General features: G+C 55.2%; 23 protein-coding genes, 2 tRNA genes and 1 pseudogene. 13 read left to right on the top strand and 13 right to left on the bottom strand.

Annotation, left to right across the window (positions count from 1 at the left end):
• Nucleotides 1-111: 111 nt before the first annotated feature.
• Nucleotides 112-693: a rhomboid family intramembrane serine protease gene (locus CARG_RS09465; RefSeq protein WP_020975355.1), complete on the bottom strand. Its 582-nt coding sequence runs from the start codon at nt 691-693 to the stop codon at nt 112-114.
• A gap of 153 nt (nt 694-846) precedes the next feature.
• Nucleotides 847-1,368: a peptidylprolyl isomerase gene (locus CARG_RS00125; RefSeq protein ID WP_041747180.1), complete on the bottom strand. Its 522-nt coding sequence runs from the start codon at nt 1,366-1,368 to the stop codon at nt 847-849.
• Nucleotides 1,369-1,491: 123 nt separating this feature from the next.
• On the opposite strand from CARG_RS00125, the gene CARG_RS09955 reads away from it, so the two are divergent.
• On the top strand, nt 1,492-2,319 hold the full coding sequence (locus CARG_RS09955; RefSeq protein WP_020975353.1) for a hypothetical protein: 828 nt from the start codon (nt 1,492-1,494) through the stop codon (nt 2,317-2,319).
• A 311-nt stretch (nt 2,320-2,630) separates the two neighbouring features.
• On the opposite strand, the gene CARG_RS00115 is transcribed toward CARG_RS09955, so the two are convergent.
• A complete protein-coding gene (locus CARG_RS00115; protein ID WP_020975352.1) occupies nt 2,631-3,737 on the bottom strand; it encodes a site-specific integrase in 1,107 nt (368 codons plus the stop codon).
• A complete protein-coding gene (locus tag CARG_RS00110) occupies nt 3,724-4,371 on the bottom strand; it encodes a helix-turn-helix domain-containing protein (protein ID WP_020975351.1) in 648 nt (215 codons plus the stop codon). Before CARG_RS00110 ends, CARG_RS00115 begins: the two co-directional genes overlap by 14 nt.
• 153 nt (nt 4,372-4,524) lie before the next feature.
• Here CARG_RS00110 and CARG_RS00105 point away from each other — a divergent pair, with 153 nt between their 5' ends.
• The 10 genes from CARG_RS00105 to CARG_RS00060 all read left to right on the top strand — a co-directional run bounded on the left by CARG_RS00105 (nt 4,525) and on the right by CARG_RS00060 (nt 10,222).
• On the top strand, nt 4,525-4,707 hold the full coding sequence (locus CARG_RS00105; protein ID WP_020975350.1) for a helix-turn-helix domain-containing protein: 183 nt from the start codon (nt 4,525-4,527) through the stop codon (nt 4,705-4,707).
• A 92-nt stretch (nt 4,708-4,799) separates the two neighbouring features.
• Nucleotides 4,800-5,012 carry a hypothetical protein gene (locus tag CARG_RS00100; RefSeq protein ID WP_020975348.1) on the top strand — a complete coding sequence of 71 codons (213 nt, stop codon included), beginning with the start codon at nt 4,800-4,802 and terminating at the stop codon, nt 5,010-5,012.
• A gap of 4 nt (nt 5,013-5,016) precedes the next feature.
• Nucleotides 5,017-5,235 carry a hypothetical protein gene (locus CARG_RS00095; protein ID WP_020975347.1) on the top strand — a complete coding sequence of 73 codons (219 nt, stop codon included), beginning with the start codon at nt 5,017-5,019 and terminating at the stop codon, nt 5,233-5,235.
• Nucleotides 5,232-5,705: a hypothetical protein gene (locus CARG_RS00090; RefSeq protein ID WP_020975346.1), complete on the top strand. Its 474-nt coding sequence runs from the start codon at nt 5,232-5,234 to the stop codon at nt 5,703-5,705. The genes CARG_RS00095 and CARG_RS00090 overlap by 4 nt, the downstream gene beginning before the upstream one ends.
• A gap of 14 nt (nt 5,706-5,719) precedes the next feature.
• Nucleotides 5,720-6,439: a hypothetical protein gene (locus tag CARG_RS00085; protein WP_020975345.1), complete on the top strand. Its 720-nt coding sequence runs from the start codon at nt 5,720-5,722 to the stop codon at nt 6,437-6,439.
• The gene (locus CARG_RS00080) at nt 6,432-6,959 is read left to right on the top strand and encodes a hypothetical protein (protein ID WP_020975344.1); all 528 of its coding nucleotides are present in this window, start codon (nt 6,432-6,434) and stop codon (nt 6,957-6,959) included. The genes CARG_RS00085 and CARG_RS00080 overlap by 8 nt, the downstream gene beginning before the upstream one ends.
• Entirely contained in the window at nt 6,956-8,263 is a 1,308-nt protein-coding gene (locus tag CARG_RS00075) for a hypothetical protein (RefSeq protein ID WP_020975343.1), read from the top strand. Before CARG_RS00080 ends, CARG_RS00075 begins: the two co-directional genes overlap by 4 nt.
• A gap of 271 nt (nt 8,264-8,534) precedes the next feature.
• Nucleotides 8,535-8,834 (top strand): hypothetical protein, encoded by a 300-nt coding sequence (locus tag CARG_RS00070; protein ID WP_020975342.1) that lies wholly within the window; start codon nt 8,535-8,537, stop codon nt 8,832-8,834.
• A 143-nt stretch (nt 8,835-8,977) separates the two neighbouring features.
• Complete coding sequence (locus tag CARG_RS00065) at nt 8,978-9,850, top strand: phage major capsid protein (protein ID WP_020975341.1); 873 nt, start codon at nt 8,978-8,980, stop codon at nt 9,848-9,850.
• Nucleotides 9,851-10,000: 150 nt separating this feature from the next.
• Nucleotides 10,001-10,222, top strand: coding sequence for a hypothetical protein (locus CARG_RS00060; protein ID WP_020975340.1), 222 nt, complete (start codon nt 10,001-10,003; stop codon nt 10,220-10,222).
• A 194-nt stretch (nt 10,223-10,416) separates the two neighbouring features.
• On the opposite strand, the gene CARG_RS00055 is transcribed toward CARG_RS00060, so the two are convergent.
• The 4 genes from CARG_RS00055 to gyrA form a co-directional block, all read right to left on the bottom strand.
• Nucleotides 10,417-10,489 (bottom strand) — tRNA-Ala (locus CARG_RS00055).
• 11 nt (nt 10,490-10,500) lie between these two features.
• A tRNA-Ile gene (locus CARG_RS00050) sits at nt 10,501-10,574 on the bottom strand.
• A gap of 86 nt (nt 10,575-10,660) precedes the next feature.
• Nucleotides 10,661-11,017, bottom strand: coding sequence for a DUF3566 domain-containing protein (locus CARG_RS00045; RefSeq protein ID WP_020975339.1), 357 nt, complete (start codon nt 11,015-11,017; stop codon nt 10,661-10,663).
• The gene (gene gyrA, locus CARG_RS00040; RefSeq protein ID WP_236620191.1) at nt 11,017-13,509 is read right to left on the bottom strand and encodes a DNA gyrase subunit A; all 2,493 of its coding nucleotides are present in this window, start codon (nt 13,507-13,509) and stop codon (nt 11,017-11,019) included. Before gyrA ends, CARG_RS00045 begins: the two co-directional genes overlap by 1 nt.
• Nucleotides 13,510-13,793: 284 nt before the next feature.
• On the opposite strand from gyrA, the gene CARG_RS00035 reads away from it, so the two are divergent.
• Nucleotides 13,794-14,030: a hypothetical protein gene (locus tag CARG_RS00035; protein ID WP_041746878.1), complete on the top strand. Its 237-nt coding sequence runs from the start codon at nt 13,794-13,796 to the stop codon at nt 14,028-14,030.
• A gap of 1 nt (nt 14,031) precedes the next feature.
• Complete coding sequence (locus tag CARG_RS00030) at nt 14,032-14,310, top strand: hypothetical protein (protein WP_020975336.1); 279 nt, start codon at nt 14,032-14,034, stop codon at nt 14,308-14,310.
• 218 nt (nt 14,311-14,528) lie between these two features.
• Here the strand turns inward: CARG_RS00030 and gyrB are convergent, their stop codons facing one another.
• From gyrB to dnaA, 5 genes and pseudogenes are all read right to left on the bottom strand, one after another.
• On the bottom strand, nt 14,529-16,613 hold the full coding sequence (gyrB, locus tag CARG_RS00025; protein WP_020975335.1) for a DNA topoisomerase (ATP-hydrolyzing) subunit B: 2,085 nt from the start codon (nt 16,611-16,613) through the stop codon (nt 14,529-14,531).
• Between the two features lie 135 nt (nt 16,614-16,748).
• Nucleotides 16,749-17,354, bottom strand: coding sequence for a DciA family protein (locus CARG_RS00020; RefSeq protein ID WP_020975334.1), 606 nt, complete (start codon nt 17,352-17,354; stop codon nt 16,749-16,751).
• Nucleotides 17,347-18,555: a DNA replication/repair protein RecF gene (gene recF / locus CARG_RS00015; protein ID WP_041746877.1), complete on the bottom strand. Its 1,209-nt coding sequence runs from the start codon at nt 18,553-18,555 to the stop codon at nt 17,347-17,349. The genes CARG_RS00020 and recF overlap by 8 nt, the downstream gene beginning before the upstream one ends.
• A gap of 13 nt (nt 18,556-18,568) precedes the next feature.
• On the bottom strand, nt 18,569-19,747 hold the full coding sequence (dnaN, locus tag CARG_RS00010; RefSeq protein WP_020975332.1) for a DNA polymerase III subunit beta: 1,179 nt from the start codon (nt 19,745-19,747) through the stop codon (nt 18,569-18,571).
• Between the two features lie 561 nt (nt 19,748-20,308).
• Nucleotides 20,309-21,835 (bottom strand): annotated as a pseudogene (gene dnaA, locus CARG_RS00005) (chromosomal replication initiator protein DnaA); the annotation flags it as partial.
• Nucleotides 21,836-21,946: the final 111 nt, after the last annotated feature.

Raw genomic sequence — 21,946 nt, 5'->3', positions numbered from 1 at the left:
TCGGCGTGTCGCAAACAGCCACCTGGGACAACACCAGAGCAACAAAAAGCCGCCCCGGTGCACCCACCGAAGCGGCCTAAATTGACAACTAGACAGCCACCAGTTTTTGCCCTACCCCATGCTCCACGGAGCACCCCGGCTGCCCGCCTGCTGCCGACGAAACATCGCTTTGATAATCCCCGCCGCAACAAACCCACCAACCAGGCCACCAATATGGCCCCACATGGACACCCCCGGGAAAAACGAATACAAAATATTGATGCCAAGCAGGACAGCCGGCCCACGCTTGTCCCGACTCATCATCAACAGGACACCCATCACCGCGTAACCTGCGCTCGACGCGCCGGCGGTCAAACTATAAGGATCGAACGCCCACACTGCGAGGGTTCCACCAAACCCACCCAGGAAGAACGTCAATAGCATCGCGCCCGGGCCAAACACCCGCTCGATTTCCCCACCCACGAGCACGATCATCATCACGTTAAACAACAAGTGATCGAGACTGAAATGGGTAAAAAAGTTCGTCACCAGCACCCACCAGTGGCCGCTATCCAACGCATAAGCGGAAAAACCCGCCCACGACGGCTTAAGGACGAAGTAGCAGGCGATGATCAACACACTCAAGGCCGTTGTGACCTTCCTCGTGCGGAAGAAGTCAGCATAGGGCGATGATGGCGTGCTGTAGTAGCTCATAGGAGCCCATCTTAGGGCCTCATCAACGCCCCCCCAACGCAAAAGGCGCCGCATACACTGCGACGCCTAGCAACTCGTCCACCAGAAGGTGAACGCGGCGTCATGAAGCTGAAATCAGCCCATGACGCCTGCAGTACAACCTGGGGAGAGGAACTACTGCTTGATCTCGATGGAGGTGATCACGATCGGCTCAACCGGACGGTCGTAGCGATCCGTAGCGGTCGACGCAATTGCCTGAACGACCTTCTGGGAATCCTCAGCGGTGACCTCACCGAAGATGGTGTGGCGGTTGTTCAGGTGCGGGGTCGGAGCAACCGTGATGAAGAACTGGGAACCGTTGGTGCCCGGGCCCGCATTCGCCATAGCCAGCAGGAAGGGGCGGTCAAACTGGAGCTCCGGGTGGAACTCGTCAGCGAACTGGTAGCCGGGGCCGCCACGGCCGGTACCTGTGGGGTCGCCGCCCTGAATCATGAAACCATCGATGACACGGTGGAAGGGGGCGCCATCGTAGAAGGGGCCAGAGTTGGTTCCGTTAGCGTTTTCGACATACTCCTTGGTGCCCTCCGCCAGGCCAACAAAGTTAGCGACGGTCTCGGGTGCGTGATTGCCGAAAAGTTCGATCTCGATGTCACCAACATTGGTGTGCATGATCGCTGTTGCAGTCTTCAAAGTCATGAACGCCATGCTACCAACGCCAAGCAGGTAATGGTTGTGATGTTCGCTCATGGCTTACGGACAATTCCGCCAGGACCGCCAAGTTTTCTGCAGGTTTTTCGCAGCACAGGTACCCTGGTGTGCATGAACTCTGATCTACTGAAACTCGGCATGAAAGCCGTCAAGACCTACAAGAAGTCCAGCAAAGATACCTACAAGGACCTCAAGAAACGCTACGGTGATGTCTTCGAGCAGGCCCTCGATTCCGCCCGCGAGCAGGCAGAACAGGCCATGAACTCTGACCTGATGAAGAATGCTGCAAACGCAGCATCTAACGTCAGCGACAAGGCCTCCGAAAAAGCACAAGAGCTGTCGAACAAGGCCGCAGAGTTCGGTGCCGGCATTGGTGAACTCGCGCAGGTGCGCACTGAAGAAGCCAAGAAGCTATCCCGCCGCGAAGCCAAGAAGGCCCGCAAGGCTGCTGCCAAGGCTAAGAAGCAGGCCACCAAGAACGTTAAGAAGCGTGGCTGCTGCAGCAAACGCAAGGCTAAGAAGCTGCAGAAGCGCGCTGAAAAGGCCCTGAAGGCCCAGGGTAAGGACAAGGGCGGCTTCGGCAAGGTGTTGTCCTGGCTGATCCTGCTCGCCGGTGTCGGTGCAGCTGTGTACTACTTCTTCTTCCGCGAGGACATCTCCATCGAAAAGGAGCCGCCGACCGTTAACGACCTGAAGAAGAAAGCCAGCGACGTTGCCGACAAGGCTGCTGATAAGGCTGAAGAAGTCAAAGAAGCTGCCGCCGAAAAGGCCGAGGAGCTGAAGGACAAGGCCTCCGACGCTGCGGACGCCGCAAAGGACAAGGCTGAAGAGGTCAAGGACGCAGCTAAGGACGCCGCTGACAAGGCAGGCGCTAAGGTTGAGCAGGCTAAGAACCAGGCCCAGAACAAGGCCCAACAGCCTAAGAAGAACACTAAGTAGTTCTTTAATGCTCTCTTCCGGCTAAGCCGGTAGGTTAAAGAAAATCCCAGTCCCTTCACGGGGCTGGGATTTTTTACGCTTCACGGAGTAGATCATCGTGGGCGACGCTACCCTTTTCATTCCATGCCTCTGCAGCACGACGGATGTCAGGGCATGAAAAAACCGGCCTATCTAGAAGATAGACCGGTTTCATTCTGTGGAGCATAGGAGAATCGAACTTTTGGGGCACCGTGGGGGTTTGGTGTTGTCCTCGTGTTAACCCATTTCAACGTGCCTAAATGGTTCGATTTAGTCTAGGTAGTTGCAAGCATTTAGCCGTGTAGTGATGTCAAATTGATGTCACGCCACGGCAATATCTGAGACATCAAAGTAGACACCTCTTCCAACCCATCCGGGTACAAGTGCCCATAGGTATCTAGTGTGATCGTTGCGCTTGAGTGCCCTAGCTGTCGCTGAACAAGCTTCACGTTAACCCCGCTGCGGATCATGAGACTAGCTGCCGTGTGCCGTAGCCCGTGCACTGTGAAACGCCTAGGGAACGTCTCATCATCGGCCTGGCAACGCCTCACAGCGGCCATAAACCAGTGTGTTGCACCGTTGGGTGGTTTCAGTGGCCCCCCGGCCTGTGGTGCCTCCCAGATCAATTCTTCACGGTCGATACCTGCCATGTGTTCACGCAACCAGTGGTAAACCTCGGGTGTCGTTGTGACCGTGCGGTTTTCGTGTGTTTTTGTCGCACCAAAGGTGCCGGTCTGGCTACTGTATGACCGGGTGATCCTTAGGCGGTTGTCACCTATGACATCTTTAGGTCGTAGGGCGATCAGTTCACCCCAACGTAAACCTGTGGTTGCTAGCAGCATGACAACGAGCTTGTATGTGTCTGGCGTGTGGTTGACGAGCGCTAGCACTTGTTCAGCTGTGAGAGGTTCTACATCGGCCTTGTGACGTTTGGGTGCTTTGACACCTAGCGCGGGGTTGTGGTCGATGTAGCCAGCTTTTTTAGCGAGTTCTAGCAGGTCTCGTAGTGGTGTAAGTATGTTGCCTATGGTACTTGCAGATAGATCCTGCGATAGTTGATCTACCCATCGTTGAATGCCGATCTCTGTGATCTTTGTGACCGGATATGCACCCCATGTTGGTAGAACGTAGTTGTTGAGGGTTGAGTTGGCTTTAGCTACGGTGGCGGGTTTTTTGTTGGTGTGTGTGACTTTCCAGTCTGGGACGAAGGTGTCTAGGGTTCGTTTGGTGTCGCGTGGTTTGGTTATACCGGCGGCCAGTTCGGCCATGACTTGACGTTCGTAGGTTTGGGCGTCGCGTTTTGTTTTGAAGCCGCGTTTTGTGCGTTGTTGTCCTGTGGCGTCGCGCCACATGACGCGCCAGTGGTACCCGGTCGCGGCCTTGTATTTACCTACCCCCATCGCCTTTTTCCAGCCGCTCTACACGCTGCAAGACTTCTTGATATTCCTCTTTAACCGTCATGAGTTCATCTTTAAGCGCTTCGACATATTCCGGGCTAGCCGCATATTCGTCAAACATCTTCTGAAGTTGCTCTGGTGTTAGTTCCGGGTGTTCAGGTTCCTTAATCTCGCCAGTTTCAAGCTGCCGAAGGAACTCTTCTTCCGGCATCTCAGCTTCTGGGTAAAAAGCTTCAGGGTTTGGAACTTCACGCCCTAGCCACCTTTCGTATAGTTCAGCGACAAGCGGCCCTATCTGGGCGTAAATGATCGGTGGGGTTGTGTCACGGTCTGGGAGGTTGTACAAGCCCACTAGGTGGCTACGGATCTCACGTTCTGTAAATCCGTCTTCTTCGATGGGGTAGAGAAACTCTAGCGGGGAGACGTCAAACACCCGCGCTAGCACCACAACGTTATCTAGGGATAGCCGACGACGACCATTCTCGGTTTGGGCTATCTGAGGTTGGCTAATCATGCCGCCCAGTTTTTTAGCTTCGTCTGCCACGCCCTGAGCAGACATACCCCGCGCTTTTCGCAAACGCCTCAAATTCTTAGACGCTCGCACGTCGTAAGCGCTCCATCCATCCATCGCAACCATGATTGGAGCGTAGCAACCTATTCGATATTCAACCAAACCAAATAGCAATCTACCAGCTATTTTATAACCTAGTTGACCAATTGCGCCCCCATGTTATACGCTTAGATCATAATCAACCGAAAAGGTTGGTTAGATATCGAATAAGGAGGCCTCTTGAGTCAAGTATCCAAAACCTACACCGTTGCAGAAGTCGCAAAACAACTCCAAGTGAGCAAAGCAACCGTCTACAACCTCATCAACCAAGACAAGTTCCCCACACCAACAATCCACCTCGGCACCCAATACCGCATCCTTGCCGAACCCTTCGACACCTACATGAAAGGCACAACCAAATGAACGCAACCCCCGGCGACATCCTAGACCTCATCGCCCTCGCAACACTCGGAACAGCCCTCTACACCCTCGCCATCATGATCGGAGCCTAAACCATGGACACCCTAACCACCGACGACCTATTCAACACCGCCGTCGCAGACATCATCTTCACCGCAGCAGCCCTATCAAGAGTGCGCAAAAGCTACACAGAAAACCCCGCACTAACCCCCCAGCAAATCGCGACAATGCTGAATACCATCACCGACTACCTAAAACACGACCGCAAACAAGTCAAAGAACTACGCGACTATATCCAAGGAGCCTAAAGACATGCACCCCACCCAAGAAACCATCAACAACACCAAACGCCTACTACTAGCCGAACTGCGCTACATCACCCAAGCAATCGACAACAACGACCTCACCAAACTGGAGGCCATCACCAAACAAACCAAAGAGCACGGCAAAGGCGGCCTCATCGCCACCTACGCCACCGAACTCAACCAACAAGCAATCACCATCTACACCGGAAAGGCAGCAACCAAATGAGCATCAGCGACCAGATCAAGAAACTCAACGAACGCGCCACACAACCATCAGGCGGCACCCCAGGCGGCACCACCCGCTACGAAGGCGACCCCATCGAATCAATCCGCCAACACTCCAAGCACCTGGAATTCTTCACAAAGAAATCCGAACTTGAACAGGTCATGGCAGACAACACCCAGTACACCACGGAACTCGTGGAACTGATGTTGGAAAACAAGAAGCTGGAAAAGCAGATCTTGGACCAAAAGATCAACGCTGAAGCACTGAAAACCCAGCTCAAAAAAGCAGAATTGGAAGCAGAACAGGTCAAAGCACAGTACATGGAACAGCAACTGGAGCAACTCAATGAGGATGCAGACAAGCTCCCAGAGTTGGAGCAGGACGTAGGCAATGACACGGAGGTGGCCTCACAGGACACAGATGTAGAGCACACCCACACCGAATCCACCGACACCCCCACCGAGCAGTAAAGGAAAACCCCACCATGGAAACTACATTCCCCTACTACGCCCTTACCCGAACCAACCTCGCTACATTGCGTGACTACCTGGCCAACCCCGGCGACGACACCTACCAAACCGCGTGCGCTAACGCAGCAGCAGTGTTAGACACGTTCGTTGACATCTTGCCAGAACCCAACATCGGACACCACGTCATCCTGGACGGTGACAACCCGGCCATGCAACTCTGTGACACCGAAAAAGACCACCAGCTCCGCCACCTCATCGCAGTCGAACAGAAAAACGGGAACTCCTACACCCATGCGCCAATCGTCATGTGTTCAGAGTGCATAGACACCAAACGCAACAACTACTGGCAGGACATTAAAGGCACCTACGGACCGGAGTTGACACGGCTGGAGAACAATCTGGGTACATCTAAAAACACGCTGGCCATGCTAGAAGTGCGTAAAGCCGCAGCAGAGGCCTACCTGGAAGCACACCCCGACAATACAGCAGCTCAAGACTACGCCTTCGAAGCGCAAAGAGATCACGGGGAAGAAGCCGCACACCTGTCCAAGCTCAGAATCAAGATCGAAAAGCTCAAAAAGCCCATGGAAGAGGCAGACCGCTACACGCGGCCAACGGCACAGTTCACCCTCAAAAAAGAACCGAAACCCTACACCCTGGAAACTATCAGGAAAGCCGCACAGCGAGCAGCTAACCGAAAGGCAGCAGAGAAAGGAAAACCCCGCCATGCATAACACGACGGGAACCACCAACAGTATAACCCGAAACCAGCAGAAAACACAAGATGCAGCTAAAAGTTTCATCTGTGGACTATTCAACACACCCGCCGACCGCATACCCCACTACATCGACGGCCTATGTGAGCACGACCTCACACCCCAATTCTGGCCACTCGTGCAAATCATCCACACAGAAGCCATCAACCTCATCGACGCTGGCGAGGGTGACAAACTTGTTAACCCCACCGTGGTAATGAACCAACTCCCCGAAGTGCCCACACAATTGCGTAGTGACCTCATCAACGCCACCACCACCAACCCCCCGGCGGCGTACCACCTTGGCAGTCTGGCTCGCCAACTGAAGCAACTACGCACACGGCGCGCCATAAACACACAAGGTGAAGAACTGAAAGCCGCATCCCATGCCGACCCGGCCACCATCAGGGAACAACGAGGGCGATTGTTGTATCTCATCCGACTCATTGACAGTAACTTCCCTGAAGAGCACCCCCTCACGGCCTATGGAGCAGCATGACAAGCGCATACACACCCGAGCAGTGGCGACAACTAGAGGACATCATCTTCGATGGGTCTAGCGCCCAACTGGAAGCAATACGAGATTATGCCCGCGCCAACCAGCTACCGCCGATAGCGTTGCTTGTCATGTGTGCCCTTCGCGTGCTGGCCTCACTGCCAGCGGGTACCCCCCTTAAAACCGGTTTCATGCCACCGGGGGTGCCCAACATGATCGTGATGTTGATCGGCTACCCCGGTGCAGGTAAAGACCGCACACAGCAAGCCGCTAGCGAAATCGTCACAGTGACCATAGGGGATAACATTGTCGCCCCTAAAGAACTCACACCCGGTAGCGGCGAGGGCATCGAAACCGCCCTAGCAGCTATACAGGACGACAGCGGACTACCTGGCCTATCCACCCCCGTATTGTTCGGTGACTCAGAGGGCACAGGACTAGCCGCAAAGATGAAACGAGAATCAAGCACCCTACGGTCTAACCTTCTCAAGTTGTATTCCGGTAACGCCATGGGCACGGCCAACAAAAAAGACACCGTCACAGTACCCGCTAGGAGCTACACCGCGTGCCTATGGTCATGTGCTCAATGGGATACCGCCCACGTGTTTCTCCAAGGTGATGATGATGGCCTCAAGCACCGCATTATGTGGATAGAGGTCTTAGACCCAGATGCAACACTAGGCAACAGCTCTACCCCGCCCACCCTGCACCCCGTGGCACTACCCGCCAGCATCGGACACGCCGGGATAGCTTACTGTGGTGACGCGCTCGCAGACGTGGCACAACAGGGCATAGACGGCCTAAAAGGGCGCGCAACTACCGGCAGCGGCCACGCGCTCTACACGCGCTGCAAGCTAGCCGCGGGCCTAGCTCTCCTATCGTCACGGACAGATGTCACACAAACAGACTGGGAGAAAGCCGGGGCACTGATTGACTTTTCTACCGCCATTGAAAAAAAGATCTCCAAACTCGCAGATGAAGCGGAGATCATGAAAGAAACAGAAGCGCTAGAAAGAAAGGAATCCGCTAAAACTCAGTTGCATATCAATAGGCAATATAGGGCAGAAAGGCTAGTGCTCTCATTGCTCAAAGATAGCGAGAGCTTTGGGCACCGAACGTTGCACGATAAAGGACGACGCTACCGGAGGCAAGCATCTGATGTCATCTGTGAATTTGCGGATGCTGGCATTATCACTATCGATCTAGACAGCACCGGTAAACCCTATAGCTACCATCGCGGCCCGGCCTGGGATACCGAACGTGCAGGCGAACGAATCGCGTATTTATCGCAGCAATTGCCACATTGATTATTTCTCTCTTTTCCTAACACCCCGTCCCCGGCGTCCCCACGTCCCCATGCAGGTCACAGCGTTTTTACCCGACCCCGGCACCCGTCCCCAGCGTCCCCAATGAAGCACTCACTAACATTAGTTCGAACTTAGCAGAATACACGGCTTAAGCCGTCCCCGGGGACACCCTTGGGGACACCCTAAAAAACCCCTGACCTGCATGGGGACGTGGGGACGCTGGGGACACCTCCTAAAGAAAAAAGAACAAAGAAAGTGAGCTAGACAACACATGACACACTCAAACGACAACACCAACCAATACAACCAACCACACACTAACCCCACCGAACAAGATGGAACACCTATCGAACACCCCGCCCACATCGGCCACCCCACCAACCTCATCGGCCTCATCATCACCCGCGCCCAATGGCAAGAAAAAGAACTCGCAAAAGTACGCACAGAAGCCGCCAACAAACGGCGCGCACTACGCCAACTACAAGAACAGCACGCGGCCCTACAAAAAGAACTCAAACTATTTAAAAAAGCAGTAAGTTACCTATTAAAACAACTTGAAAACACCCCCTAAAACTGCTATACTATTACACGAGTGCAGGATACCCCCCACCCCACAACACACGGGGCGGGGTACCACAAAAGCCCCCGGGGGGGTACACACTCAGAAGAGCCCAGGAGGCACACACACCGCCAAACAAAAAGGCAGGTACAACAATGGGCATAATCACATCCGGGGAAAACAAACCCGGCGTATACCAACCCGACATCGAAATAGTCACCCCACGCGACATGCTCGCATGGTCAGTGCTCTACCACATCAGCAACCCCATCGACGTGGAAACCTCAGACTGGACCACCGTCCGCTCAGCAGTACTACCACACATGGACAACGCCACATGGGTAGACGAGGGTAAAGAAATCCCCGAAGCCAACGCAGAACTCGCGGAAATCACCTTCCACACCCGCAAAATCGCCATGATCCAAACCGTATCAACCGAAATGTACGGACAACACAAACAAAACGCCGAAGGCTCACGACTACGCGAAGACCTACTAGAAGGCTTCCGACTCGGACTCATCCACAAAGTCGACAACGCCATCATCACCGACAACGATGAACGCAGCAAAGGTCTAGCCAACATCGACGGCAAAACCAAAATCGAAGCCACCCCCGGCAACTACGATTGCGTCATCGACGCAGTAGCCGAACTGGAATCCCTCGGAGCATACAAACCAGACATGCGACTCACACTGAGTCCCAAAACCTGGGCAACCATGCTCAAAATGAAACGAGCACAAGGCAGCGCCGAAACACTCATCAACCCCACCGCCTACACCATTCCAGGATCAACAGGCGAAAACCGCGCACAAATCCACGGAATCCCCATTGCAACAAGCCGCTTCATCCCAGACGGCAAAGCCTACCTAACCGACGTGCGCAACATCGTCAGCGTCGCCACCCCCATCGAATTCGAAGAATCAATGCACGAAGCATTCAGCTACGACGCAGTAAAAATCCGAGCAAAAACACGCATCGGATGGGGAGTAGCAGACCCCAAACGCATCGCAGAAATCACCATCAACTAACAACCATGAACCACCACCACAACACCCACGGGGATAACCCCCACCCCCTACTCCTCAGGAAAGCCGAGGGCATTGACGCTCACATAATGTACGGGTCTGGGGTTTTGTGGGCTTACGTGGTGTTTGAGACGCTTTAGGAGGCGTTTGTTAATGAATTTGCACGATATTAATAAGGCTGCTGCGGAGCAGTTGGAGCATTTGGATAAGGTGCAGGCGCGGTTGGTGTCTATGTTCACTGATCTCAATGCTGTGATGGCTTACCATGAGCGGAAGGAGGCGAATTTGGAGCTTGCGGAGGCGACGGCCAAGGTTGGTGCGGAGCGTCGTGAGTGGCTTGAGTTCGTGGCTCGTGTTAATGGCATCTTGGATTAGGTCGCGGTGCCTGTAGTGTTGTCTGTGTAGGTATGACTGTTGTCTAAGTTCTCCCCGGTTGGTGTTTCCTTCGCACCGGCCGGGGTTTTCTTTTGTGGGGGTGATGTCAAATTGATGTCAAAATGGGGTGTTTGTGGCCTTGTCATGGCATGAAAAAACCGGCCTACCTGGGAAGATAGACCGGTTTCATTCTGTGGAGCATAGGAGAATCGAACTCCTGACCTTCTGCTTGCAAAGCAGATGCTCTACCAATTGAGCTAATGCCCCTTGTCCCTGCGTGGGCCTAGCAAGAATCGAACTTGCGACCTCATCGTTATCAGCGATGCGCTCTAACCGACTGAGCTATAGGCCCTGGGAACGAGATATAACTTTAAACCCCATCCACCATACAAAGCAAATCGCCTGCTAGTGGATGGTTTTTAAAGCTTTTTAAACCGCTTAAAGGCGTTTACCTCGCGGTTGTTCTGACAGTGTCACGCTCACGCCACCGAATAGGTCGACGATGGCGTTGTACATGACCGCTGTCAGGGGGGCCAACACAATGAACAACACCGACATCAGCACACCCAGGATGGCTGCGACGCTGATGACCACACCGAAGCCCACCACCTGGGATCCACCGGTACCACCAATGATGGAATTCACCTTCGCCCAGATGCCAGCGGCATCGAGGCCGAAGTACAGCAGCACGACACAGATCATCCACGCCGCTAGCCCTGCCAGAGACAGTGCTAAGGCCGTCCTGAAGGCTGAGACAGGTGCAATGCGCCGCACGAGTACTCGGGTGTTTGCCATTAAGCGTCACCCTTGTCGTCGGCGTCCTTAGCCTCAGCAGCACCGTCTAGCGTTGCGGCCTGCTCGACGGCAGCTACCTCAGCTTCAATTTCTTCGTTTTCCTGCTCTACGTTGCGGTCGATCGCTAGAAGTTCAACACCCTTTTCGAGGTTGACCAGGCGAACACCCATTGTCTGACGGGAAGAGGGTCGAATCTGGTTAACTTCGGTGCGGATCACTCCACCGGCAGTGGTAATTGCGAAGATCTCATCGTCATTGGACACGACAATTGCGCCAATGAGCTTTCCGCGCTTCGGGGTGTACTTGAAGGTCACGACACCGAGGCCGCCACGTCCCTTCACCGGGTACTCGGACAGTTCGGTGCGCTTGCCGTAACCGCCGGAGGTTGCAACCAGTAGGTAGGAGTCTTCGCGAACAACACTCATGGCGAGCATCTGGTCTTCGCCGCGGAAACGCATACCCTTGACGCCCGCGGTGGAGCGACCCATGGGGCGCAGAGTGTCGTCATTAGCGGTGAAGCGAATTGCTTGGCCTTCTTCAGAGACCAACAGCAGATCGTCGTCGGCAGAGCACAGAACTGCACCGATGAGCGAGTCGCCTTCGTTGAGGTTGATGGCGATGAGTCCACCGGAACGAGCCGAGTCGTAGTCGGACAGGCGGGACTTCTTGACGCGACCTTGCGCGGTGGCCAGCACCAGGTAGGGGGCGTCTTCATAAGTCTGCAGCTGGATAACCTGTGCGATTTGCTCGCCGGGCTGGAATTCCAGCAGGTTAGCGACGTGCTGGCCGCGAGCTGTGCGGGAGGCCTCGGGTAGTTCGTACGCCTTGAGTCGGTAGACACGACCGAAGTTGGTGAAGAACAAGATCCAGTCGTGTGTCGAGCAAACGAAGAAGTGGCGAACCACGTCGTCCTGCTTCAGCTCTGCACCACGCACACCCTTGCCGCCGCGCTTCTGGTTGCGGTAGAGATCCACCTTGGTGCGCTTTGCGTAACCGGTGGAGGTGATGGTGACGACGACGTTCTCGCGAGCGATGAGGTCTTCTTCGGTGACCTCACCGGAGGCTGCAACGATTTGAGTGCGACGGTCATCGCCGTACTTCTCCACGATCTCTGCAAGCTCATCGCGAACGATGGCACGCTGGCGTTCGGGACGGGCCAGGATGTCCTTGAGGTCAGCGATTTCGATCTCGATTTCCGCCAACTCGTCAACGATCTTCTGGCGCTCGAGAGCTGCGAGGCGACGCAGCTGCATCGCCAGGATGGCGTCTGCCTGAATGTCGTCAATATCCAGAAGGTCGATCAGGCCCGCGCGAGCATCGTCGACAGTGGGGCTACGACGGATCAAGGCGATGACCTCGTCCAGCATATCCAGCGCCTTGACCAAACCACGCAAGATGTGGGCGCGCTTTTCGGCCTCATCCAGGCGGTATTGGGTGCGGCGGATAATGACGTCGATCTGGTGCGCCACGTAGTAGCGAATCATCTGATCGATGCGCAGGGTGCGGGGCACACCATCGACGATGGAGAGCATGTTGGCGCCGAAGCTGGTTTGCAGCTGGGAGTGCTTGTACAGGTTGTTGAGCACCACGCGCGGCACTGCGTCACGCTTGAGGGTGACGACGATGCGCATGCCGACGCGGTCGGAGGATTCGTCCTCAATCTTGGCGATACCGGCAAGCTTGCCCTGGTTGACCTGGTCGGCAATGTTGTGGATAAGGTTATCTGGGTTGACCTGGTACGGCAGCTCGGTAATGACGATGGTTTGGCGGTTGCCTTCCTCCTCAATGGAGGTCACACCGCGCATGCGGATGGAACCGCGGCCGGTGGTGTAGGCGTCCTTGATCCCTTGGTCGCCAACGATGAGTCCGGCGGTCGGGAAATCGGGACCCTTGATGTATTTCATGCATGCTTCGAGCGCCGCGGCGTCATCAGCATCGTAGTTTTCGAGCATCCAGAAGATAGCGTCGGCCAATTCCCGCAGGTTGTGCGGGGGAATGTTGGTGGCCATGCCGACGGCGATACCACCGGAACCGTTCATCAGCAGGTTGGGTACGCGCGAGGGCAGAATGGTGGGCTCTTGGGTTTTACCGTCGTAGTTGGGTTGGAATTCGACGGTGTTTTCGCGGATGTCGCGGACCATTTCCATGGCCAGGGGTGTCATGCGGCACTCGGTGTAACGCATGGCGGCGGGGCCGTCGTTACCGCGGGAGCCGAAGTTACCTTGGCCATCGACCAGCGGGTAGCGCATCGACCACGGCTGAGCCATGCGCACCAGGGTGTCGTAGATGGCACTATCGCCGTGGGGGTGGTAGTTACCCATAGTGTCAGCAACGGGCTTCGCGGACTTCACGTAGGAGCGGTCGGGGCGGTAGCCGTTGTCGTACATGGCGTAGAGCACGCGCCGGTGCACGGGTTTGAGGCCGTCGCGGACCTCGGGTAGTGCACGGCCGACGATGACGCTCATGGCGTAGTCGATGTAGCTGGACTGCATCTCCTCATTGATGTCAATGGGTTCGATGCGGTCAAAGAGTGAATCGGAGGTGTTGTCGCTCACGCGATTCCCTTCTGGTTTTGTTGTCTCGAACCTGTGGGTGGCGGTAGTGTGTTGCCGCTTCGTAGGCCCGCGTGTACCCGGTTGATTCTACTCTGTTGTGGGTGGCTTCAGTGGCTCTGAGGGGGCATGTGGCCTTTTATGGGCCAATTTTTTAATTTATGACGCCGCGTTGGTATCACTGTGGTATCACTGTTGCGGTTGTTGGGGGTAGTCTGGCGACTATGGCTATGACGTTGAGGTTGTCTGCATCGCAGGGACGGGCTTTGGCTTTGTTGGCTCAGTCAATGGGCACGAGTAAGCATGAGGCTGTTGTGCGTTCAATTGTTGCTCAGGCGACTCGCATGCTTGAGGATGCGCAGGTTGCTGATCTTGCACGTGAATTGGTTCCGGGTTATTCCGTGATGGATCGGCGTTTGCGAGCGGCTGAGGGCGGGGTCGGTGACGATGGATTCTCTTAATATGTCGTCTTCACGCAGCCTGTCAGCCGAGCAATTATTGCTCATCGCTGATGAGGTCTGCCGCAGTGAACGAGTCAGTGTTGTTGACTATGGATTTGTTGCTGCAGCTGCGGCTGTTACTGGTGCCCAGTTTGATGGTGTTCCTGTGTTTCAATCTGTGCGGGCTGCACGCAAATCTTTGGAGCAGGCGATTGTTTTGCTCGAGCCCCTAAGCGGCGCGAATCGAGTGTTTGCGCGTGTCGCTGGAGAAGTTTTCGCTCGGATCAATGATGAGGTTTAACGGCGAGGTGTGAGCCTTTACCCCCATTTAGTGTTATCGCCGTTTGCCCCAAAATGTTACACGTGTTAAATTTGGGGCTGTTGTGATTACAGTGACTGTTGTTAACTCGCTTGAGTAGGTGGCGTTACTGTGGCGGAAGAATCGCAACCACAGTCGATATAAAAGTGTGGGCCCAGGAAATTTTCCTGGGCCCACACTTTTTGTTGCTCTTAGACGTCCTAAACGTCGAGGAAGCGAACGTCCTTCGCGTTTCGCGTGATGAAGGATCGACGCGCCACGACGTCATCACCCATCAGAATGCTGAACAGCTCATCGGAGCGGTGTGCGTCTTCCATCGTCACCCGGCGCAGCACTCGGTGGCTCGGGTCCATTGTGGTCTCCCACAATTCCTTAGCGTTCATCTCGCCCAGACCCTTGTAACGCTGAATGCCATCATCCTTGTTGATGCGGCGGCCAGCAGCCAAGCCTTCTTCAAGTTGCTCATCGCGCTCGCGGTCGGAATAAGCAAACCCAGGGGTGCCCTTCTGCCACTTCAACTTGTATAGCGGCGGCTGAGCCAAGTAGACGTAACCGTCTTCAATGAGCTGCGGCATGAAGCGGAACAGCAGCGTCAACAGCAGCGTTGCGATGTGCTGACCGTCAACGTCAGCGTCGGCCATGAGCACAATCTTGTGGTACCGCAGCTTGTCGATATCGAACTCGTCATGAATACCGGTACCCAGGGCAGTGATGATCGCCTGGACCTCATTGTTCTTCAACACCTTGTCCAAGCGTGCCTTTTCCACGTTAAGGATCTTGCCACGCAACGGCAAAATAGCCTGGTACATGGAATCACGGCCGGACTTTGCGGAACCACCCGCAGAGTCACCCTCCACGATGTAAAGCTCAGACTTCAAAGGATCCTTGGAACGGCAATCAGCGAGCTTACCCGGCAAACCACCCAAGTCAGTAGCCGACTTACGTCGGACCAAATCACGTGCTTTACGCGCAGCCTGGCGAGCCTGAGCAGAAGACACAGCCTTATTGATAATGGCCTTAGCTTCCGCGGGATTAGCATCAAACCATGCACCCACGTGCTCATTAACAGCCTTCTGAACAAAACCCTTGACCTCGGTGTTTCCGAGCTTGGTCTTGGTCTGACCCTCAAACTGAGGCTCACGCACACGCACCGAAATAACAGCAGCTAAACCCTCGCGGCAATCATCACCGGTCAAGTTGGGCTCTTTTTCCTTCAGCAACTTGTGGTCGCGTGCGTAGCGGTTCATCAAAGAAGTCAGCGCAGCGCGGAAACCTTCCTCGTGCGTACCGCCCTCAATCGTCGCAATCGTGTTAGCAAAGGTATGCATGGACTGGCTATAGCCAGAATTCCACTGCATTGCCACCTCGACCTCTTCGACATCACGCTTGTCGTCGAAAGAAATGATGGTCGGGTGAATTGCCTGCTTAGACTTATTTAGCGAGCGGACATAATCCTTCAAACCATCCGGGTAGTAGAAGACCTTCTTCTTTTCCCGCTTGGCAGCCTTCTTAGTATCAGCCTCGGCCACCTCGGTAGCCTCAGCGTCAGTGTCGGCAGCATCCAACGCGGCGTCATCAAAAGAATCCCCACCGATCAGCTCGGCGGACTCCCCTGCTTCAGCCAAAGCCTCAAGCTCAAGCTCCTCATCGGTGACACGCTTGTCCGTCAAGGTGATGGTCAGGCCCTTGTTAAGGAACGCCATTTCCTGCAGACGACGCGCAATCGTGTCGAACTTGAAAGTAGTGGTTTCAAAAATGTCGCCATCCGGCCAAAAACGCACCGTCGTGCCTGTTCCCCGGGCATTTCCACCCTTGATCAGTTCATCCGGAACAGCCATAGTGAAGTTCTGCAGCCAGTGGTGACCATCGCGCTTAATGTCTGCCTCAACGCGAGTAGACAGCGCGTTAACCACGGAAATACCCACACCGTGGAGGCCACCAGACACTGCATAAGACTCAGAATCGAACTTGCCGCCGGCATGCAGCTGAGTCATGACCACCTGCACGGTAGGTGCACCACTGGGGTGCATCTCCACGGGGATACCACGACCGTTGTCGACAACTTCGACGCCGCCGTCTTCTAGTAGAGTGACGTCAACCTTGGTCGCATAACCCGCCATCGCTTCGTCAACCGAGTTGTCGACGACCTCCCAAATGAGGTGGTGTAAACCACGCTCACCGGTTGAGCCGATGTACATGCCCGGACGTTTACGGACAGCTTCGAGGCCCTCGAGGATTGTGATCGATGAGGCGTCATATGCGTGTTCAGAATTTTCTGCAGCCACGATTGAAGCAGCACTCCTAATCTTAAGTGTTTATAGACCCCTCCATAGTACACGCCCTATAACCCCCCACATGGTAGGCACTTGAACGCGTCTGCGGGCCTCTCATAGGGGATCTCGTGGATTGTCCCAGGTCGCCTATCCATAAGTATCCCGCGGGCCACGCCCTTTAACGTGCAACGGACCTTTGCGCCAACTAGGAGCCTTAGGGCCGAAAATTTTCAATTCCACAATCACATCCGAGCCGACTTTTTCAGCGATCACCTGGAGAATCTGACGCTGCATAAGCCGCAGGTTACTGGCCCACGAGGTGCTGTCACAGGTGATAAATAATTGCTTATCTTTAAGCATCTCCACGCGCGTGTGTTGGGCTATTTTCTCCCCCACCAACTCATCCCAGTGGGCATGCACCCAACCACCCGCTATGTCTTTTTTCCATCCCCGACGCTTAATCTCCCGCTCAAGGGTCACACCAAATGCCAGGGGATCACGTCGATACGGCAACGCTCGACCATCTTTACCCGTGGGCCTGCGCCTCGACCGACCCGCTGCCGCATCCATTGCGTTCCTCGCCTTCATCGCCTTCATTGCGCAAGGTGTGGAAGACTGTTGCGCTCCACCAACTGACTTACTATCCGTTGTGCGCTTCGCTTGGGCCTGCTGCATCAGACGCGCGAACGCAGCAGACACACCATCTTGATCAGGTTGTTGGTTGTTATCCACGCTGCCGGTGTCACTACTCATCAGCAGCACCTTCTTCCGGTTGAGCTTCAACCGAGGTTTCTACTTGGTCACCAAGAAGTGAAAAACGGCCATCATTGTCAGTTTCCGTCAGCACCGTGTGCACGGTGGGGTTCAATGTATCGGGAATGTCTTCCCCCACTGCGGCGGTGATGATGACCTGCTCTGCCTCCAGCGCAATGTCTACAAGTTTGCGGCGGCGTTGAGCATCGAGCTCTGCGAACACATCATCGAGAATCAAAATGGGGTCTGTCCCCTCCGAGCGAAGCAGGAAAAACACCGCTAGGCGCAAGGCCAACGCATAACTCCACGTTTCCCCATGGCTTGCGAAACCCTTAGCCGGGTGATCACCCAGCAAAAGAACAACGTCATCGCGATGGGGCCCGACAGTGCTCATCCCCCTTTCGATGTCGCGACGTCGTTGCTTAGATAATTCTGTAAGCATCCCAGCCTCGATCAACGCCGCATCGGTCGCATCATCCAGCGGCACACTCGAACTGTATTGAACCCTTGCCGGCCGCGATTCCGGTGCCAAACGGGCATAGCTCGAATGAATGTGGGGTTCAAGCTCACTCAACACATTCAGTCGCGCAGCTATCACCTGGGCACCTAGCTGGGCCAACCTGGAATCCCACGCGTCGAGGGTAGTCAAAGCAGCCTGACCATCGGCATCCTCATAGCCACGCCGCAACGCATAGGAGGCGTTGCGCAAAAGTGCATTTCGTTGGCGCAGAACCTTATCGTAGTCAGCTTTCACCCCAGCTAACCTGGGCGATCGGGTTGCAATAACCTCGTCTAGGTAGCGTCTCCTCTGCTCGGGCTCGCCGCGAACCAAGGCGAGGTCCTCAGGCGCGAACAAAATAGACTTCACAATTCCCAGGATTTCCCTGGGCGAGCCCACTTTTGTCCTATTGATCTGCGCTTTGTTCGCCCCCTGCGCCTTGATGAGCAAATGCGCAGTTAGTTCTCGATCCCCATTGACAGCTGTTGCTGACACTCGGGCGGCAGTGTGTCCCGCGTGAACCAAGGGGGCGTCATTGTGAACGCGATGTGAAGACAGGTGAGCAAGATAGCCGATGGCTTCGACCACGTTGGTCTTGCCGAAACCATTACGGCCTACGAGCACGGTGACGCCTGGGGCGAGCTCTAGGTTGAGCTCCCTCCAGGACCGATAGTTTCTTAGCTCGAGTTTGCGCAGGTGCATGCGGGTTTCGGGCCTAGCCCGGCAGGCGCACGGGCATCAGCAGGTAGGTGAAATCAGTGTCCGGAGTAGCAAACACACCATCGTCGCCAGCGACGGGGAATTCCTCGGGCTCGGGGATGAGGATTGCAGGGCGCGACGGCTGGGTGAAACCAAAAACAACACGATCAGTGTTGATGACGCCGAGACCTTCCTTCAGGTATCCAGGGTTGAAGGCGATCAACAGCGGTTCGCCAGAAAAGGCGCAGGGCACGACTTCTTCGGCATGGCCGGAATCACTGGCTCCCGCGGACAAAATAACCTGTCCTTCGGAGAACTCCATGCGGATCTGCGCATTGCGGTCGGTCACCAAGGACACGCGGCGGATTGCGTCCACCAAAGGTGCGATTTCAACGCTGGCCATCGCCGTGTGGGTCTTAGGGAGCAGCGGCTGAAAATTGGGAAATTCTGCGCTGAGCATGCGGGTTGTCGTTTTACGACTTTCGGCCTCGATACCGAACAATCCTTCGCTGGAGATTTCCTCACCGTTGCCCACCGCGAGGTGGATGGTGTCCGCGTTGTCCAGCGTGCGGGCGTGCTCTTGGAGGGTCTTTGCAGGCACCAGGAGTTTAGCTTTAACGAAGCTGTTGGTCGGCGACCATTCAAAGCGGCGGACTGCAAGACGGAAACGGTCAGTTGCTGCCATCAAAACGCTGTTTCCATCGATTTCGATGTGCACGCCTGTAAGCATGGGCAGTGTCTCATCGCGGCCCGCTGCGAGTGCTACTTGGTTGACAGCACGGGTGAACAACTTGGAATCAAGCTGCCCTGTTTCTTCTGGAAGGTCTGGAAGTTTCGGGTAGTCGTCCAGCGGGATGGTGGGCAATTCGAAGCGCGAAGAACCACATGTGATGTAGGCAGTGCTGCCCTCAACATGCAGGTCAACGGGCTTGTTGGGCAGGGTGGATGTAATTTCAGCAATGAGCTTGCCGGCAACCGCAATTCGGCCCGGGGTAGAGACCTCTGCAGGGATGGCTACCTGGGTGGAAACCTCATAATCGAAACCTGCAAGCTCGAGTCCATCGTCGGTTGCTGTAATTACCATGGCGCGAAGCACGGGCTGAGCGGGCTTCGAGGGCAGGTTGCGTGCAACCCAAGAAACTGCGCTGGTCAGGTCGTCTTTAGAGACTCGAAACGCGACTGCCTGTGCGTCCATAGTGTGGCGTGCTCCTCGTAGATGGGTTTGTAAACAACAAAAGTGTACAGGTTTGCAGCCAGCGGCTGACAACCTCAGTGAAGCGATTGTTGTCATTTCGGTGATCTCAAAAAGCGGCTCCCTTGCGAATCTGGGGCGAGAATTACACACACCCCGTTTCTCTTAAGGTTTTTAGGGAAATTTAGTTGGTAGTAGCAGTAAGTCCTGTGAGTGTTGTGGATGTAGGCCTGTTTGCCCAGCGTATTGCGGCGTGTCGTGCTGTGCGTAGGGCTGTGAATTGTTTGTGGATAATTCTGCTCATCTGTGGATAACTTTCTGACCTGCTGTTTTTCACACATTTCTTCCCCAGCCACTGAGCGTTTTATCCACCTTTTTGCGTGGTTTATCAACAGCCGCCATGGTTACTCGAAAAATCAAGGAAAGTTATCAAGGTCTCTTAATTACACAGCTGTAGTTACAATCCTGTGGATAACTCTGTGGAAACTGTGAAAACATGCACATTGCAGCACAAAACGCCAGCAGGAAGCGGTGTCCTACTGGCGCTCGTGGCTTCAAGTGGTCCTAGCCCAAGGGCGCGTGATTCATGATCTGTTGGGTGATTTCCTGGATTTCGTCGTAGGTGTCGCGCTTCTCGGTCATCTCTTTGCGGATTTTCCGATCGGCGTACATGACGGTGGTGTGGTCTTTACCTCCGAAGTTTTCACCAATCTTCGGCAGGCTAAGGTCGGTCAGCTCGCGGCACAGGTACATGGCGATTTGTCGCGCATGCGCAACAGCACGTGTTTTACCTGTGCCGCGGAGGGCATCAGGGGAAATCTTGAAGTAGGTGGCTGTTGCTTCCATGATGGTCGCGGCGTCAGGTTTAACGTTGCGGACGCCGGGAATCATATCGCGCAGAGCGATTTTTGCCAGTTCCACGTCGATGGGCTTGTTGATCAGCGAAGAGTACGCGGCTATGCGGATCAAAGCGCCTTCGAGTTCGCGAATGGAGGAGGCGAAACAGCTGGCGATAAATTCCAGGACGTCGCGCCCAACGACGGTGTTGTCGATGGCCGCTTTTTTCATCAGGATGGCGATGCGTGTTTCGAGGTCTGGTGGCTGAATGTCGGTGATCAGGCCACCTTCGAAGCGAGTGCGCAGGCGATCAGTCAGGGTGGTGAGCTGCTTGGGGGGTCGGTCGGAGGAGAGGATGATTTGTTTGTTTGCCTGGTGGAGTGCGTTGAAGGTGTGGAAAAATTCCTCCTGGGTTCCCTCTTTACCCTGGAGGAATTGGATGTCGTCAACCATCAGGATGTCGAGGTTGCGGTAGCGCCGTTTGAAGCTTTCTTGGCGGTCGTCGCGGACGGAGTTGATGTAGTCGTTGGTGAATTCTTCGCTGGATACGTAGCGGATGCGTAGGCCGGGTTGGAGCACTTGGGCGTAGTTTCCGGCGGCGTGCAGCAGGTGGGTTTTGCCGAGGCCGGAGCCGCCCCAGATGAATAGGGGGTTGTAGTTGATTGCGGGGCTTTCGGCTACGGCGAAGGCTGCGGCTTGGGCGAATTCGTTGGAGGGACCTTTGACGAAGGAGTCAAAGGTGTATTTGGGGTTAAGTGTGTTTTCGCTTGTTGACGCCGCGGGGGTTGGGGTTGTTGCTTGTGTGACGGTGGAGATGGTGGGTGTGTCTGGGGTGGTTGGTTGTTCGGGTTCAGGTGTGGGTTCTGGTGCGGGGGTGAGGGTTGATTGTGCTGGTGCGCCGTTGTTGGGCAGCGGGAGGTTGTCCCAGTATGCGGGGTTAACTGTTGCGTCTGAGGGTTGTGGGGTGGGGGTTGGTTGGGGTTGTTGGGCAGGTTCAGTGGGCGCTACTGGCGCTGCGGGGTGTTGGGTGTGTGGCTGTGCGGTGGGTTGTGGGTGGTAGCCCTCGGTGGGTTGGGCGGCTGCTGCGATTTGAACGATGAGTCCGCAGGGTTGCCCCATGCGTTGGCTGAGGACTGTTTCGAGGTGGGGGGATAGTTGTCCTTCGAGCTGGTCGCGTGCATAGGCATGGGGGACGGAGACGATGAAGAATCCGGGGATGACGGCGACGGGTGTTGCGATGGAGGCGATGGCGCGCAGTTGTGCGCTCAGTGGCGGTATTCCGGATTGGGGGTTGTTGCCGAGTGCGACAAGGTTGTCGAGCGCCTGCGTCCAGGTGGCGCGCAGGTCCTCATTGTTTGTTGTCAC

It is taken from the genome of Corynebacterium argentoratense DSM 44202, from assembly GCF_000590555.1.
GTDB lineage: Bacteria > Actinomycetota > Actinomycetes > Mycobacteriales > Mycobacteriaceae > Corynebacterium > Corynebacterium argentoratense.
This window is presented reverse-complemented; position numbering and strand designations above follow the sequence as displayed.